Origin of the sequence: Enterococcus wangshanyuanii (genome assembly GCF_002197645.1) — a bacterium.
Lineage (GTDB): Bacteria > Bacillota > Bacilli > Lactobacillales > Enterococcaceae > Enterococcus_L > Enterococcus_L wangshanyuanii.
This window is the reverse complement of sequence record NZ_CP021874.1, coordinates 2767990-2783179: the sequence shown is the minus strand read 5'-3', so window position 1 is coordinate 2783179 and position 15190 is coordinate 2767990. Positions and strand designations below refer to the sequence as shown.

15 protein-coding genes and 1 pseudogene are annotated in these 15190 nt (G+C 30.1%); 7 read left to right on the top strand and 9 right to left on the bottom strand.

Translation table 11 applies throughout. The features are described 5' to 3' along the window. Positions 1 to 605: 605 nt before the first annotated feature. A complete protein-coding gene (locus tag CC204_RS13900) occupies positions 606 to 4253 on the bottom strand; it encodes an nSTAND3 domain-containing NTPase (RefSeq protein WP_088270708.1) in 3648 nt (1215 codons plus the stop codon). A 314-nt stretch (positions 4254 to 4567) separates the two neighbouring features. Between CC204_RS13900 and CC204_RS13895 the strand changes: the two genes are divergently transcribed. From CC204_RS13895 to CC204_RS13890, 3 genes and pseudogenes are all read left to right on the top strand, one after another. Further along, the gene (locus tag CC204_RS13895) at positions 4568 to 5512 is read left to right on the top strand and encodes a helix-turn-helix domain-containing protein (RefSeq protein ID WP_088270707.1); all 945 of its coding nucleotides are present in this window, start codon (positions 4568 to 4570) and stop codon (positions 5510 to 5512) included. Between the two features lie 74 nt (positions 5513 to 5586). After that, the gene (locus CC204_RS21525) at positions 5587 to 5682 is read left to right on the top strand and encodes a type I toxin-antitoxin system Fst family toxin (protein ID WP_227011160.1); all 96 of its coding nucleotides are present in this window, start codon (positions 5587 to 5589) and stop codon (positions 5680 to 5682) included. 150 nt (positions 5683 to 5832) lie between these two features. Then, positions 5833 to 6111: pseudogene (locus CC204_RS13890) on the top strand (tyrosine-type recombinase/integrase); the annotation flags it as partial. Between the two features lie 215 nt (positions 6112 to 6326). Here CC204_RS13890 and rpsI read toward each other — a convergent pair. Continuing rightward, positions 6327 to 6398 (bottom strand): 30S ribosomal protein S9, encoded by a 72-nt coding sequence (gene rpsI, locus CC204_RS21820; RefSeq protein WP_088271728.1) that lies wholly within the window; start codon positions 6396 to 6398, stop codon positions 6327 to 6329. Between the two features lie 278 nt (positions 6399 to 6676). Between rpsI and CC204_RS13880 the strand changes: the two genes are divergently transcribed. The 4 genes from CC204_RS13880 (at position 6677) to CC204_RS13870 (ending at position 8236) form a co-directional block, all read left to right on the top strand. After that, complete coding sequence (locus CC204_RS13880) at positions 6677 to 7000, top strand: hypothetical protein (RefSeq protein ID WP_227011159.1); 324 nt, start codon at positions 6677 to 6679, stop codon at positions 6998 to 7000. After that, positions 6997 to 7155 (top strand): hypothetical protein, encoded by a 159-nt coding sequence (locus tag CC204_RS21405; protein WP_188634512.1) that lies wholly within the window; start codon positions 6997 to 6999, stop codon positions 7153 to 7155. The genes CC204_RS13880 and CC204_RS21405 overlap by 4 nt, the downstream gene beginning before the upstream one ends. Next, positions 7142 to 7429 carry a hypothetical protein gene (locus CC204_RS13875; protein ID WP_088270705.1) on the top strand — a complete coding sequence of 96 codons (288 nt, stop codon included), beginning with the start codon at positions 7142 to 7144 and terminating at the stop codon, positions 7427 to 7429. The genes CC204_RS21405 and CC204_RS13875 overlap by 14 nt, the downstream gene beginning before the upstream one ends. A gap of 408 nt (positions 7430 to 7837) precedes the next feature. Next, positions 7838 to 8236, top strand: a complete 399-nt coding sequence (locus tag CC204_RS13870; RefSeq protein ID WP_157894294.1) for a recombinase family protein — start codon at positions 7838 to 7840, stop codon at positions 8234 to 8236. Between the two features lie 88 nt (positions 8237 to 8324). Here CC204_RS13870 and CC204_RS13865 read toward each other — a convergent pair whose 3' ends face one another. From CC204_RS13865 to CC204_RS13835, 7 genes are all read right to left on the bottom strand, one after another. After that, positions 8325 to 9134, bottom strand: coding sequence for a hypothetical protein (locus tag CC204_RS13865; protein ID WP_088270703.1), 810 nt, complete (start codon positions 9132 to 9134; stop codon positions 8325 to 8327). Beyond that, positions 9135 to 10787 (bottom strand): T7SS effector LXG polymorphic toxin, encoded by a 1653-nt coding sequence (locus CC204_RS13860; protein ID WP_227011158.1) that lies wholly within the window; start codon positions 10785 to 10787, stop codon positions 9135 to 9137. After that, complete coding sequence (locus CC204_RS13855) at positions 10778 to 11140, bottom strand: hypothetical protein (protein WP_088270702.1); 363 nt, start codon at positions 11138 to 11140, stop codon at positions 10778 to 10780. Before CC204_RS13855 ends, CC204_RS13860 begins: the two co-directional genes overlap by 10 nt. A gap of 12 nt (positions 11141 to 11152) precedes the next feature. After that, a complete protein-coding gene (locus CC204_RS13850; RefSeq protein ID WP_088270701.1) occupies positions 11153 to 11404 on the bottom strand; it encodes a hypothetical protein in 252 nt (83 codons plus the stop codon). Positions 11405 to 11687: 283 nt separating this feature from the next. Beyond that, on the bottom strand, positions 11688 to 12251 hold the full coding sequence (locus tag CC204_RS13845) for a Cap15 family cyclic dinucleotide receptor domain-containing protein (protein ID WP_088270700.1): 564 nt from the start codon (positions 12249 to 12251) through the stop codon (positions 11688 to 11690). 1 nt (position 12252) lies between these two features. Further along, positions 12253 to 13152 (bottom strand): nucleotidyltransferase domain-containing protein, encoded by a 900-nt coding sequence (locus CC204_RS13840; RefSeq protein WP_088270699.1) that lies wholly within the window; start codon positions 13150 to 13152, stop codon positions 12253 to 12255. Between the two features lie 143 nt (positions 13153 to 13295). Continuing rightward, on the bottom strand, positions 13296 to 15131 hold the full coding sequence (locus tag CC204_RS13835; protein WP_088270698.1) for a hypothetical protein: 1836 nt from the start codon (positions 15129 to 15131) through the stop codon (positions 13296 to 13298). Positions 15132 to 15190 lie beyond the last annotated feature (59 nt).

Here is a 15190-nt window from a genome sequence, read left to right as displayed (position 1 = left end):
TTTTAAATAGTTAGTAAATCAAACAAATAAAAAAATATATAAGACTAACGAAGTAGCGACTGAACTTACTTAGGGCTATAAAGATTTTTATTACACTTTCATTTTTTATTATGATCTCTTTCGGTTTTATTTATGAAACTTCTAAATACTCGGTTGCGTACTCGAAGAAAATTATGACAAAAAAAGACACTTTCCAAAATTTGGAAAGTGTCTCGAAATGTTGCAATTGAATGGTACTCGCTTTCTGTAGAAATCTCCGTCCCATATTGTATTCGTAAGCGAATAAATTCGCAACGACTCCAATAATTAACGTTTAGAGAATTGTGAAGCTTTACGGGCTTTCTTAAGACCTGGTTGTGTGTCAGAAAATTTGAAAGGGCTGTAAAATCCTTTAGTATCAATGGATCAACAATATTCCAATAGATATGGTTTTAATGGATTTCAGCATATTTAATCCCTTCGTACCTCAATACATACCTAAAAATACACGTGAATCAGAACAAGACTACAGTAAATAATAAAGACTGCTAAATAGATTAAAAACTTATCTTTATCGTTAATTTTTAGCCTCCAAAACAGAGATTTAAAAAGAAGCATGGTTACTTTCACACCTGCTCTAAATAATCCGCCAGCAATTCCTTCTCTTTTTGCTTCTTAAGTGAATCTATCCGTTTTGAAATGACTAAAGTATGAGAAATATATTTTATACCATCAAATATATCCAGTAACTTATTCAAAAAAATGATTTCTTTATCTAATAATGGAGCTAAACTTCCTGACCAACTATGAGTACGCATGGTTAAATATAATTTTTCAATAAAAGGAGCATCAATATCTTTATCTTTGAGCAATTCGAATAAATATAGTAGTATCTCATCATCGAATATTTCAAGAGACAGATTGTACAAGTTAACCAATCTATTCTCATCCTCAGTATCAAGCACTTCTGCTTTTATAAACTCCGAAGCACGTTCTATATTTGCTTTGAATATTTCTTCCAAATACGGATCTACTCCAACATAAATCACACGATTTTCTCGGATTAAAAAATCTATATATTTTCTAATCCCTTCCTCCGCAACTTCGGATTTCCAGATATACTCTAGTTGAATATCACATTCTATAAAATTTAATTTTAACCTTTCGGTACTCAGCTTATTAAGAAATAAGTAAATAAAATTAGCATCGTTTTCTTTCAATAAGCTCTTAAAAACCGCTCCCGAGTCATCAACGTTCCCAGCATCAAAACTAGCTAAATAGATTTTTTTTAATTCCTTGTAACTTACTATATCAACAATTTTGTCAGCTTTTTCTTCAGACACATAATTAGGTATGAAGAAACTTTTTGAGACTTCACCTTCCCTGTACTTACTCATTAAAATATCTAAGATGACAGTATATTGTTTGATATAGCTCTCAAAAGATAAAATATTAAAAGAATTGACTTTTTCATAATTTTTGAGATTCTTTAAAAACAAGATAAGTTCTTCTACCATATCATTATCAATCTCTTTACATGTTAAAAGATTCGAAAGATACCATCTTTCGTCAATTTCCTTTTTAATACAGTCTAAAATATTTTTACCCTCTGCAAACGATAATTTCTCCATATAATAGTCAAAATGGTAATTGGAGAGACTGAATTCACTATTCAATAAAGTTGTTAACAATTTTACTTTATCTTCCATACTCAATTCTAAATACAATAAAAGTAGTGATTCTTCCAACTCATATTTATTCAGCAATTCATCCGACTGATATTCAGCAAGTACATTAAACAACCAAAATAAGTTATTAGAATATTCATCAAAAACCTCACTAAGGTTTTTCACTCTTAATTCTTGAAACTTTTCATAACCTAAGCCTTGTTTCTTATAGTCAAACCTGCTAGATGAAAAAACTATATATATTCTTTGCTTACTTGATGGTTCATATTCAAAAAATGGCTGAGATTTTAATTTTAGCTTTCTTACTTCTGAACTCAACTTGAATACTATCGCTTCTTGTCTAACATCTAGCTTACTCAAATCTTTAAAAAATAGATTTTCTATACATTTCAAATCTGAACTAACCGTTTCTAAAAAACCGTTCTTCACTTCATAGACTGGGTAATTAAATAGTAGTTTATCTATATGGCTATTCACTTCTACATATTCTAAATTGTAAACTTCAAAGAGCATATCAAATATTTTTGTATGAAGTTCAATTAAGTAATCTCCATCAACTAATGTGTAGCGACTAAGGACTCCTTCTTGACCACTAGAAATGAACTTTTCCCCAGAGAACTTTAAGAATTTTTCAGTAATATTAACAATTAACAAAGCTGTCAATTCATTAATATTTTCTTGTTTTGAAAAAATTTCAAGAATACAAAATCTTTTTTCTAGATATGAATTCCGATCCTCTTCAATATCGAAGTTCGATTCAATCGCTGAAAAAACTTCATAAACTTTATCCTGTCTTTTTTTTAAGTATTCCATAAGAAGTATGCCAGCATCATTAAATCTTTCGCTATTTGACAATGAACAAAGAATCTCAATAATCGGATCATCAATTGGATTACTTCTTTTTTTCTCTTCAAATTCTTTTTGAGATACTTGATACTCACTATGATTAGCAGATTGTATCTTTTCATTTGTGTAGGCAAGTGCTTCAATAGGTATTAGTACCCCGTATTGTGTTAAAAAACGTTCTTTATCAATATCTGCAACAACTTCATTGTAAACAAATTTTATTTCATTTGTTAAGTAGTCTATCCAGTCATTTGATGACTTAAAATTGTTAACAAGTACAAGCATCTTCACAATTTCTTTTTCATATTTAGGGAACAAATTAATGAAAAAATCTCTTATTTTGAAATCTTTATTATTTGCAATAAAATCTATAATCACAAAATCGGATAAACTTTGATCGCTGATCTTAGCAGCTTTATTTTGAAATATATCACATAACTCTTTATCATGTAGTTGATTTAATGAGACTAAAAAATTATCAAAATCTAGTTTAAAAAATTTTAGTAATTCTTCCAAAATTTCTTGATCGGCTAAATTCAATTTATGTTTAAAGCTCAAAATAAAAAGACTAACTTTCTCATTCGAAGAGAGATTATTTTCTTCAATAATTTGCTCATAATAACTATCTAATATCTCTTTCCCATTATCAATAAATCCGTAGTTTTTCTCTTTCACCATCTTCGCTGCAATAACTGCTATTCTAGGATTATTATGAGATAATTTCATTATTTTCCTAACAGTTCTAGAAGAAAATTCATTTATACTATTAATGAGTATTTCAATCTGATTATCACTCATTAAAGAAACCTTTTGTATCTTTGTTTTAAAGTGCTTTAATTGGTTGATGATTCCTGAAAGTGCATAATCTCTGACAGTAATAATTATTTTTAGTTTTTGTTCATATTCTTCCAATCTCAATAGGTTAACAATAGCATTGAAATTAGTAACTGTATTGGCATCATCTAAGAATAAGTAATTTACTCTATTGTTATCTAAGGCATCCTTAATATCTTGGTAAACAGGCATACTATTACTTTTAACACAAATCACATTGCTGTCTGAAGGCATTTTTTTGCATATCTCAATAGCTAGCTTCGTTTTCCCGGTTCCCGATACCCCAGAGAGTAAAAGAATCTGATGACCATTTACGTCTCCTATCATTTCTTCAATTATATCTGTTTCTTCAATATAGGTTGTATTTAGAGGTGCATTGGTTTTACTTTTATCATGAATAGAGATAAATTGTTCTATATTCCAAACTTGCTCTGTTGATTCTGTTATTCCAAGGAAATCCTTTGCAATATCTTGATATTTAAACTGAAGAAGGTCATGGGATAATGTATCTATACCAATAAGAGTTAGCTCTATTGAACCGGCCAAGTCTCTAAGTCCCTTATCTTTTGCTACAGTTAAATTAGAAGATGTATGGCAGCAGATTATTTCTTGAATGTCTTTTTTATCAATTTTGGTTTTTTCAATTGCTTCTTTAATATCTACTTCTAACTTAGCTGTAGAGTCTGCTCTCGTACCGTACATAACTAAAATGTATCTATTAGATTGATTATCAAAGAAGTATGTATCAGGTATCCCTTTTGTAGTCTTATCTGTCCCCTCCATAGAACCTAGAGATACGATATTTTCCCAACTTCTTTTACGGTAAAGATAAATATCACATAATTTTTGAAATCGTCCCCCTTCTAATTGTTTGATTTCATTTTGAATTCTATTTAATCTTGACATTTTCCCCCTCCTATCTTATCTAGAAAAATACAATATGACCATATAACTTTCACAATAACAATATTTTTTATACAAAAAAATACTCTTATATCAAAATTTCCATTGAAAAAAATAGTAAGACTTCATTTGGAACAACTTTCTTTGTTCTTATATTTCTTATCGTGTATATTCCCTATAAATATAGTCTATCACACTTTCATTGAACAGAAACCTCGTAGCATCAACTAAAAAAGCGATTCATTTTACAGTTTGCCTATTCAAGTTACCATTTCAAAATTTTTTTCTTCTGTTAAACTTATTTTGAGGTGATAAATATGTATAAAAATAGACTTAAAGATTTAATGCTAGAAAGAAATATTAGTAACCACAAACTAGCAAAAGAAACTACAATATCTCGGCAAGCTATTAGTAAGATTAAAAACAATGAATTTCATGATATTTCAGTTAATGTATTAACTGAACTGTTAGAATATTTTGATTTATCTTTTGATGAATTTGGAACAATATATACTCGTGAAGAATGTTTACGGACATTACTACCAGATAAGGGTTTTAATCATAAAAATTTAGATTTATTAGAATCATTACTCTCCGAAAATCTACGTATTTCATGTAAATATAATCCTTATTCATCAGAACAGTGCTTAAATATCTGGTCAAAAGGTTACTTTAAAAAATTTTCCTTTTCAGGAAATATGAGAATAAACACTAGTTTATATGGACTAACATTTGAAATAACAGATTTTGATCTATACAAGAAAAGTGAAAATTTTCATTTTGATGATTTCTATAATTTTTATAAAAAATTCATTATTCAATTAGAACATTATGCTTTAACCTTAGGATTCACCCAAATAGTTATAAACGTTAACTCTTATACTGATAAAGATTTAGATACACGATTAGAGCCTAGAAAAGTAAATTCAAAAGATTTAAACTTTCTGACAAGTAATTACAAATATTCTAATAGAGAAAATGAGTTAATTAAAACATCAATCATTAAGAAACGAGGTTACATAGAACATAGCGATAATGATTCCTATCAAAAAATAAAATCTGAAAAAGAGAGGATAAACAATTACGTAGATTGCTTAAACCATTTAACCTTTTTTGAAAAAGAACAAAAACGTATTTCCATGTTTTCAGAGGGAAATATATATTCTGATCATTATACAAAAAAATTTATCAAACCATTAAATTCAGAATTGATTCCCAAAGAAAAACTTGAAAAAGATGTCAAAAGACGCTGGGGGTGGTAATGATATCATTTTCTTTCATCTTTCTCTATGCTACACTAACCTCGGCAACTTGCCCCCAAAGGGGGTGTGCTTCATTGGAAAAAATTGTATCGTTGGTCATTGCGCCTATTTTTGTAGGTATCGTTATCAAACTTTTTTCTCACTGGTTATATAAGAAAGACAATGACTAAAAGCAAGTTACTTCTAGCCCACTCATTCGTAGGCACAACGAATGCAAAAGAAAACCACTCTATTCGCCGTAGAGTGGTTTTTGTGCTTCATTGATAAAAATAGTATCGTTTCGCACCATCATAGTACCAAAAACAGATAGAAAAGACAATATTAATGTCCCTGTTCACATTGATTATCTCAATTATCGTATCAATTCCGTTAAGCGCAGACATCAACATTTAACTCATGCGACACCTCACAAGTTACGACATACTTTTAGTACCTTAGCATATGAAGGGGGAGCTTCAATGGAACAAATTTCAAGAGCATTAACACATTCAGACATCAAAACAACAGAGGTTTATGTGAATACACCAAATATTGTTGATTTATCTACTTATGAAAAATTTGAACAACCATTGCAACAAGCAAAAGTACAAATTAAATAGCAGATCTAAGATAGCACACTTTACACCTTTCACTTACGAGAATAATTGATTTGAAAAAGTCGTACCCATTTTCGTACCCAAAGGTATAAAAAAAGACACTTTCCAAAATTTGGAAAGTGTCTTGAAATGGTACAGTTGAATGGTACTCGATTTCTGTAGAAATCTCCGTCCCATATTGTATTCGTAAGCGAATAAATTCGCAACGACTCCAACAATTAACGTTTTGAGAATTGTGAAGCTTTACGGGCTTTTTTAAGACCTGGTTTTTTACGTTCTTCTATATCCAATCCTCAAACCACCTCAAACCAGAACAATATCCTTCCAATTACTAGTAGATTTCCTCCTTTTTTACTTACAAACCTCAGACCAAATCAAACCAGAACAAAAAAGTTACAGTTTTTATACATTCAAAGAAAAAGTAATATGGTCTCTAAGTATAGTATCTTACACTGGACAAAGCAAACGCACGTTCGTATAATAATAGTACATTAAAAGGATGGTGTTTATCATGTCGGATCACATAGATTTCTCTGATCCTTATTTCCATAAATATGAGGATAGAGGGATGAAAAAGTGGCAAGGTTTCTTCCTGTCAGAGCATACTGCAAACATACATAAAGAAAACCAGCGTGCAAACAAAGTTATTCCTCAAAAGCGAAAAATGACTATGGGCGAAATTGGTCAAATATTTGAATTTGCCTTTAATAATAACCGACAAGTTGTCGTTCAGTTAGAAATCAAGGATGCCGAAGGTCAATATTTTGATGATACAGTTGGCTTTATACAAGGTTATGACGAATTAGGATTTATGATTGGAAATACAAAAGTTCATTATGACGAAATTAGAAACGTAGAGCTTTTTGATTTTCATAAATGGAGCAAAGTATGAATCTAATTGAAGAATACGAAGCTGGACTAATCAATTTCGAAGATTTTGAAAAATATATATGGGGCTGCGGTCAAAGATTGATCAATGAGGTTGGAATCGACAAATTCATTTTTTATCTTAACGCTAGGGAGGGCGAATTCTATGAAGAAAAATAGCTATGTAGGAGTAATTGATAAAATACGAGTAATAAACATGTTTCCTGATACTAAGATTCGTTTCACGCTGCATGCTACTGAAGATATAAATTGTATAGTTAGGAATAAGAAACTTGCGAATTTGATTTTATTCTTAGACGAAGGAAAATACGAGGCTTCTGTTCATGGTTATTATAATAGTAGAAACCAATTAGTCATCGAAAAATTCTTCATAAGAAACGCCGATAGTTTTATTAAAGAGTTTGTTGTTAAACCAATGAATAGTATTGCATAAGGCTTTTTCTATTAGTTACCTTGAATCTTTATAATACTAATTTTGAGTAAAGAAAAAAGTCTTGTATCTACAAGACTCTTTTCCGTTAGTGCCAATAAACAAGTATTGCGGAAACAATCACTTGTGTACACTAACCTAATTTTTTTTGTAACACCTAAAAGCTCAAGGCTAATAGAGTGCAAAGGGCGAAACCTTTTTTACTCATAAAGAGCATATCACCTATTATTATAGTAGTCAACCAAAAGATTCAAACTTTTAAATAATTCTTTTAAATAAGCAGCTTCCATAAAACAACTTTCAATAATTTAAACAAATAATAAAAATTAAACTCAGTAGTAGATGAGCTTTTACAAATTTAAATATCAAACAAAGCCTGATATAAGAAAGTTAAATGAAAGGATGGTATGTATGTACAAACTAACCGCACTTTACAGTCGTTCAGCGACTGACGACAAACAAGCTATAGACAAACAAATGACTGAATTAAACAATTACTGCGAAGAAAATAATATTCAAAATTTTAAGCATTATATAGACAATAACGAAAGTGGCGCTAATTTGAATCGTCCTGCTTTTAAAGAGGTCATGCAAGATTTAGAAGCTGGAAAAATTGATAAAATCATTGTCACGAATATCACTCGAATTAGTCGAAATCTTTCAGGAGTAGCACAAATCATTCATTGCCAGATTGAGCCAAATCAAGCACGACTAATTACATTAGATAGTGTCGAATATAGGTTAGATGATTACAATCCAGAACATGGATTTTTTTCAGACTTTACAAACAAATTAAGAAAAAAATTATAAAACAATTCTATATAAATATAAAATTTTTCTATCTAACAAAAACCACAATTTGCAATAATTTATGCAAGTTGTGGTTTTGCTTTTCAAATCACTCGTTATACCATTCTTTTTTTTCAAATTCATATTTTTTTCGAAAGTCTTCTGAGTATCTCTGTAATATTAATCCATCAGCAAGGAATTCTGAGTTTAAAAGAAGTGTTGGTAGCAATGTAATCGTACTTAATATAACTAGACCTATAAACACTGAAACAACAGATAATATATTTCCAATTACGGAACCATTTAATCCAGAAAGGAAATCAAAATCATTGTTATTTATCCACCATTTATTAAATCTGTAAAACTGCATTACAATAATTAATATAGCGATAGACGAAACTAATGTTGCTGAAAATACTCTTACAATTTTTATAATTCTTTTTTTAGATAACTTCTCATTTTTAGATAAATATTTGTCTTGTATACTATCAATTAGTTTTATTTTTACTATATAAAGTGACAGTGAGTAGCTCAGTATAATGTAAATTATAGACAGAGACCTGTTCAGAAGAACACTATTCGATATTTCTAAAGAACATATATAAAAAATAAACATATTTTGTGTGAAAAGGTAGACTACACTGTTGTAAGCTGCTTTTTTAAAGTATAAAGGGCTCTTAAAATAGAGCACTATCCCATAAATAATAATTAACAATGATAAAATAGGAAATATAAACCAATTTATACCTGAGAATAAGCTGATGCTCCAAGAAATACCTGCCAGTATTAGAACTTTAAGAGTTTTAGGAAATAACTCTTTTTTTGGATCATTTATAGTTTCATATACTTTATGAAGCGTATTTTTTTCTAAGGCATTTGAAAAAGGTATGGTGTTTATTAATTTAGAAATGTCTTTCATCTATTTATTCCCCCAATTATTATATGGAGAATTATTAGGACTCACTCCATTATTACCTTGGTTAGGAGTATACTGTGTACCTGGATTAAAATTGGGGCTCCCACTTTCAGGCTGAACTCCTGGACGATAATTTTTATCCGTAGGACTAGCTTCATGTTTCCCATAGTTCTTGTATTGTTCATCTAACCACTTCCGTTTTGCTTCTTCTGACCCGATACCAGGGGTCTTAATCTCTTTACCTGGTAAATCAAATCCAAATACTTTATCAGGCCAAACAGTAACACCGCCTTTAATCGCAGTATTTGCTGTACCCGCCAAAGCTCCAACTGGTCCACCATATTGTGCTCCTTCTAACGGTCCAGCATTCCACATAAATAAATTAATACCACCATATAGTGCTTTACTTTCATTTCCATAAGCAGGACTTTTAGGATTGCTATATTCTTCATAAGCATATCCAGTGATTGTTAATGCATCCCCACCATATGAGAGTCCCTCTCTTGCAGCTGGATGTGCTTTTATAAACTTAGAAACCGGTTCTAGTTTTTTAAACAATGTTAATCCAACTTTAGAGCCTGCAATCACTTTTGCACCAGCTTTTGATTTAGATAAAACACTTGTTACGTATCCTAGGGGAGCTAATACGTCCCAGCCTTTGTCACTTAAATGCAATAAATTACCATAAACTTTAGCTTGATTATCTAAAGATAATTTACTAACGTACAATCCAAATTTCGGATTATTTAATACATTCTTCGCAATATTTTTAGGAAGTTGATTCCAACTTTCTTGCATAATAAATAGATTCAACGCAGCATCTTGAATTCCTTCTGGAAACTTATCTAGTGCCGCAATGACGTAACCAAATAAACGGTCATTATTTTTAATTTTTTCGATTGCAGCCAATGGATTTTTAGAAAACAAATCGTTCAGCTCTTTAATTGCTAAATTCTTTTCTTTTTCTTCCATCTCTTTTAGCTTAGCAGTGTTTTTAAGAGAATTAAACCAACTTTTATCTACCCCAGCAGGTAAAGTATATGAGCCATCAGGATTTACAATCGTACCATTCAAGACTAGAACGCCTTGCATGGCGATCTTTAAATCATTAAGACTGTTATTGAATAGCCCATTTGTTTGAGAAGAAAAGGTGTGTAACTTTTCTAATTTTTTTTGAAGTTGATCAATATCATCTTGAATACTATCTGACATCCGCTTTAAATTCCTCTGAAAATCAAGTAAAGCATCTAGTACTGCTGCAACTGGATTATTTCTTGAAGCTGTTCTTGCGACAGATGAGGCAAAGTCTACAGACGCTTTCATTGCTTTCTTTGTCGCAATTTGTTGATTTAAATTATCTTCATTTAAATAGCCCTCACTTGAAATAGCTTGATCAGCTGATTGATATTTTTGTAATTCCTGTTCGATTGCTTCACAAGCGGTCGTTGCTCGTGTAATCGTTGGGATAATCAGATCGCTAAATAATCCTTTTCCAGCAGTATAAGCAGCGCCTGCTAGAGTGCGTCCATCCACGGCTGAAACTATTTTTTGACTGCCAGTTTTTAATTGATTGACTGCTTCTTTTCCACTCGCCAAATTACTGGTCAAGGCTCGAATCAATTCTGCAGACTCACCACTTGAATAAACTAATCCCAAGGAATATCACTCCGTTTCTTATAAAGCATTTCTCGTTCTTCATCCATCTTTTTTGTTTCTTTCTTATAAGCTAATACAATTTGTTCATTGGATTCGCGTAGTAATTGATGGAATGCTCGCTCTTGTTCTTCATTATAGCGTTGTAGCTGATGATTTTCAGTATTGCCAAATCGAGCTGCTTCATCATTTAACATAGCGACTGTCTGAAACCCTCTATGAAGGTCTTCTTCTAGGTTTTGAATTGCTTCAGTTATTTTTCTTTTGTTGTTTGTAAGTTCATCTAGTTGTTCTTCTTTTTGTACAATCAATTGATTGTATTTAGTTCGCTCATGCTCGTTCTTTGTATTTTCCAACTATTTCACCTCTTAAAATTTAATCTGACTGTCTCGAAGCGCAATAAGTTCTGCAATTTTGGGGAATTTTTCACTTTGAGTTGTTACACATTCAACTAGTTGAGCTAAATCTGACAACAATTGGTTATTGACTTCCATTCCAGTTTTCATACTGGCTATTGTACTTTGCCCCAAAGAGACTTGTTGTCCTTTATTGAGAGCAACTGATTTAACACCTGAAACAGCAGCGGTTGCTAGGATAGTACTAGAAGCAATATTGCTCATAAAAAAAGCCTCCTCTCGTCATTTATTCTAAAGTTTCGTCTGATTTATTATAAAATTAGTATATCAAAAAAAGCTACATAATGTAAAAAACTAAAGTATTTTTCTTGATGATTCATGCTTTACCATATATAAGTAACACAAACTAATATATGGAGGCTTTTCAAATAATCAACTCCAAAAAATATCTTCTATCAATAAAAGTAAGCTAAATAATACAGGGTATGGTGTAAATATAAAAATTTTATAATATACTTCAAACTTTTTTCTTTATCTGGATACAAGTTTATAACCGAGTTAACTCTATATCACCAATAGTTTTTCTATCAGTCCAATAGCTCCCCCTTAGAGTATTTTTTTCGATTTCCAATATTACACTTCCATAATGGATAGCGCTTCTATTACGATGAACAGACTTTGGGATATTTATATAAGTATAAGTTAATTTATTTTGTTGATTATCTTCATCAATAATATAATTACAGGAAATACTTTCACTTTTGCTTTCATCAGTAGTCATAACACAGCTAATTTTAAATAAAGACTGTTTAATTTTTAAGGTTATACCAATAGGTTTAGAATCTTCCCAAGTAGGAATTAAAGTTCCTTCCCATGTTCCGTTCAGATTTGGAATTTGTACAAACCAGCTTTTGAAAATTTTTAATTTCCATAAATATGAACAAAATAAAACGGAAACTAAGCTACAGATAGTAACAGATGCAGAAAAACAGTCTAACAAAAAAGTAAAATTTCTTTCATTAGGATTTGTCATTAAAAATTTGAATATACATGTAAGAATCACCAATCCGACCAAAATATTGAATGCTACTGAACTTTTTATTGTTTTCATTTTAATACTCCATGAACATCCATAAAGAATTTATAAAGCTTTGAACATCATTAATGGTCCACTTTCTGCCACTGTGAAACATATATAGCATTTCGCTAACTTCGCCCCATTTTTCGTATGAGCTATCTTTAATTGATTCATTTAAGAATATTAGCGTTTGTTTAATTGTTTCGTCCCATGTATCGTAATTGTTAATATACTTATTAGGAACATTCCAAATAAGACATTCAATTAAGAACGATGTAATATTTTCATTATTAAAATAATTGTCTAAAGCCATTTTATTTCTCAAGCGTTTAATTACCCTAACTAATCTCTTATAGTTTCTACCTGTTTGTGTATTTTTTGCAATTCCATTTTTAATATGAACTTTAGGGTAATTAACCACAGAAGTATGGTCTGATGCGAAATACTTTATACCTTCAACAAAATTACGTTCTGAGGAACTACTATTATATTTATAATTTCTATATTGAAAACTTGGTATACAGTCAGCTTCAACTCTATAAGAATTTGAGTCAATCTTGATTGATTTATTGCCAACCGATAATTTGTCTGATCCAAACTTATTAATAAGTGCAGTAAGTACTAATTGCTTGTACTCATCATAAGATATACTTCCGTTGGTAAAACCATAGTTGGAGCCATCCTTACCTTCAGGATATTCAGGAAAAAAGGTACTGGTAAGCATGATATTCACATCAATATCACTGTTAACTCTAACATTAGTATTGTTTCCATAAGAACCTTGTACAAAAACTTCGTAGCTTAAATTATCAAAATTCGTGTCATTCTTGATGGCAGACTTTATCATACTAATCGCATTGTTAATCTTATCTTCTTCAGTGGTACTTGCTGGTTTTGTCCAACTACTTAATGTAGTTTCACTAAATTTGCTCAATATAATCTCTCCTTACATATTATTATTCTGATACTATCTAAATGTTGTTAGTGTTATTGAATCAATTACATTTTTTAGCAACACAAGCTTCACCTTTTTTCTACAACTAGCAAATAGAGAAATTATTTATTATTCATACGTTTTTAGCTTAATTCGCTTGCAGCCACAGATACCATGGCGTCTTTTCTATAGTCTTCTTTAGTTTGAGTTTTCCCATATAAAATCCGATCGATAAGTTTTTGTATTTCCAGATTTCTATTTTTCCCAGAGAATAAGAGTATATTTTTCCCGTATTCTAAAAATTCTTCTTTCGTTATTCGGTGGATGTTATTTGTGCTACTGTTGTAATAATCAATATAAGGGTGCTTATATTTTCTATAGTCTATGATTTTATCTTTTAGATTATGCAACTCCCAAAAATATTTATCTTCATCAAAATATTTCAATCTTAATATTCTGTTTAGCTCATTCCTTAAAGTGATTGAATTGCTATAATTTTCATCTTTTATAATATCACTAATAGCTTTAGCAATCTGTTTATGTCCTAAAAACACATAATTTTCAATTATTTCTTCAAACTTTGATAGATTATCGTTCCTTGTTTTATATAGTTTTCTTATATTGGGTATGGCATATTTTAAAGGTATATAGAATAGAAAATCAGGATATTCACCTCTAGAAAAGAGCTTATATCGAATAGAAATATTATTATTGTAGCGGGCAATACTGCTCCAATTGATTGAGATTAAGCGTTCTAGTTCATCTATTTTTTCCTTGGATGTCATTTTTCTTTCAAGTCTTTTTATTTGATTTTTTATCGAATTATTTAATTCGCTATCTTTTTCTGGAAAATACCTCTCCATATTGAGTTTTTTTCGTATTATTGAGTGTATCAAAGTCAGAATATTGTTTTCTTCTGATGATGTTTGTAGCAGACTTAAATTACTTAAACAGTCATTAATTCGTTCATTAAGTACATTTGATAAATCAGTATTAAGAAAAATAGCATCACCTAAATTTTGTATAAATATAGTTGAACTCATGCTAAATAGTACATCTTGTAAATGAGTAAATTGAATTATAAATTTACCTCTTTTTACATCAACAATTTTCAATACTTGTACAGAATTATTAAAACAATTAGCGAACTTTTCAAGAAACATTATTGTGTTAATTCTATGAGCAGATTTCCAATCAATGGTCGCCACTTTTTTCGAACAAATAATCTCATTTATTTCATTTAACGCATTTGTCTGTTTTATCGCTAGGTCATTATATATCTCACGAGTATAAATAAAATCTGTATCCATGTGCATGTTACAATATCTATCTATGCTATTTTTTATTCGTTTTTCTTGTGCAAACAGTTGGTGAAGTTCAGCGATATGCGGTATAAGGTTATTTGATTTTACTGCTTTTTCAAATGTTTGTTTTATTTTAACACCTAATAATGTGTATTTTTTTGAAAGATAAAACGGTATAATTAATGGTGTTTGTTGTAAAAAATCTTTCCAAAAATCAATTTTTTTTCGAATACCAGGGAAAATATGTTGTATCTCTTCTAAATTCCAGCGCTCACGATTATTTGTAACTAACTTTTTACTGCTTCTTGATATTTCGTCACCCAGTGTATCTATACATGTCGTACCTACATTAATTATTTTTTTCGTTTTCTTATTTTCAGCAATACACATTATATGATGTTTCTTATTGCATAAGTCGCAAGGGATTTTGTCTGTTTTTTTAAAAACATCAACTTGTTTCCATTGATTTCTGGCCTCTTGTAGCCAAATATCCTTATTGCTTTTTATAAACTCTATATCATCATTAGAAAATCCACGTTTTTCGAGGATTTTTTTATTTAAAGCTAAGTTTCTTTTCTCGTTTAATATTTCTAATATCCAATGATCTCTGTCTTTATCAAAAATAGAACTATGTTGTAGCAGCCTGTACTCATTTAACTTCAAAATTGTTCCCACATATATACCTCTTTTCATTAATTTAGATTATTCTACTATTAGCTAATTTTCAAAAAAGT

What these genes read in the sequence shown, in the direction of transcription:
- CC204_RS13850 (WP_088270701.1), bottom strand. Translation starts at nt 11,404, where the DNA reads ATGAGCAATATTGCTTCTAGTACTATCCTAGCAACCGCTGCTGTTTCA.
- CC204_RS13875 (WP_088270705.1), top strand. Translation starts at nt 7,142, where the DNA reads ATGAAGAAAAATAGCTATGTAGGAGTAATTGATAAAATACGAGTAATA.
- CC204_RS13845 (WP_088270700.1), bottom strand. Translation starts at nt 12,251, where the DNA reads ATGAAAACAATAAAAAGTTCAGTAGCATTCAATATTTTGGTCGGATTG.
- CC204_RS13900 (WP_088270708.1), bottom strand. Translation starts at nt 4,253, where the DNA reads ATGTCAAGATTAAATAGAATTCAAAATGAAATCAAACAATTAGAAGGG.
- CC204_RS13870 (WP_157894294.1), top strand. Translation starts at nt 7,838, where the DNA reads ATGTACAAACTAACCGCACTTTACAGTCGTTCAGCGACTGACGACAAA.
- CC204_RS13880 (WP_227011159.1), top strand. Translation starts at nt 6,677, where the DNA reads ATGAAAAAGTGGCAAGGTTTCTTCCTGTCAGAGCATACTGCAAACATA.
- CC204_RS13895 (WP_088270707.1), top strand. Translation starts at nt 4,568, where the DNA reads ATGTATAAAAATAGACTTAAAGATTTAATGCTAGAAAGAAATATTAGT.
- CC204_RS13865 (WP_088270703.1), bottom strand. Translation starts at nt 9,134, where the DNA reads ATGAAAGACATTTCTAAATTAATAAACACCATACCTTTTTCAAATGCC.
- CC204_RS21405 (WP_188634512.1), top strand. Translation starts at nt 6,997, where the DNA reads ATGAATCTAATTGAAGAATACGAAGCTGGACTAATCAATTTCGAAGAT.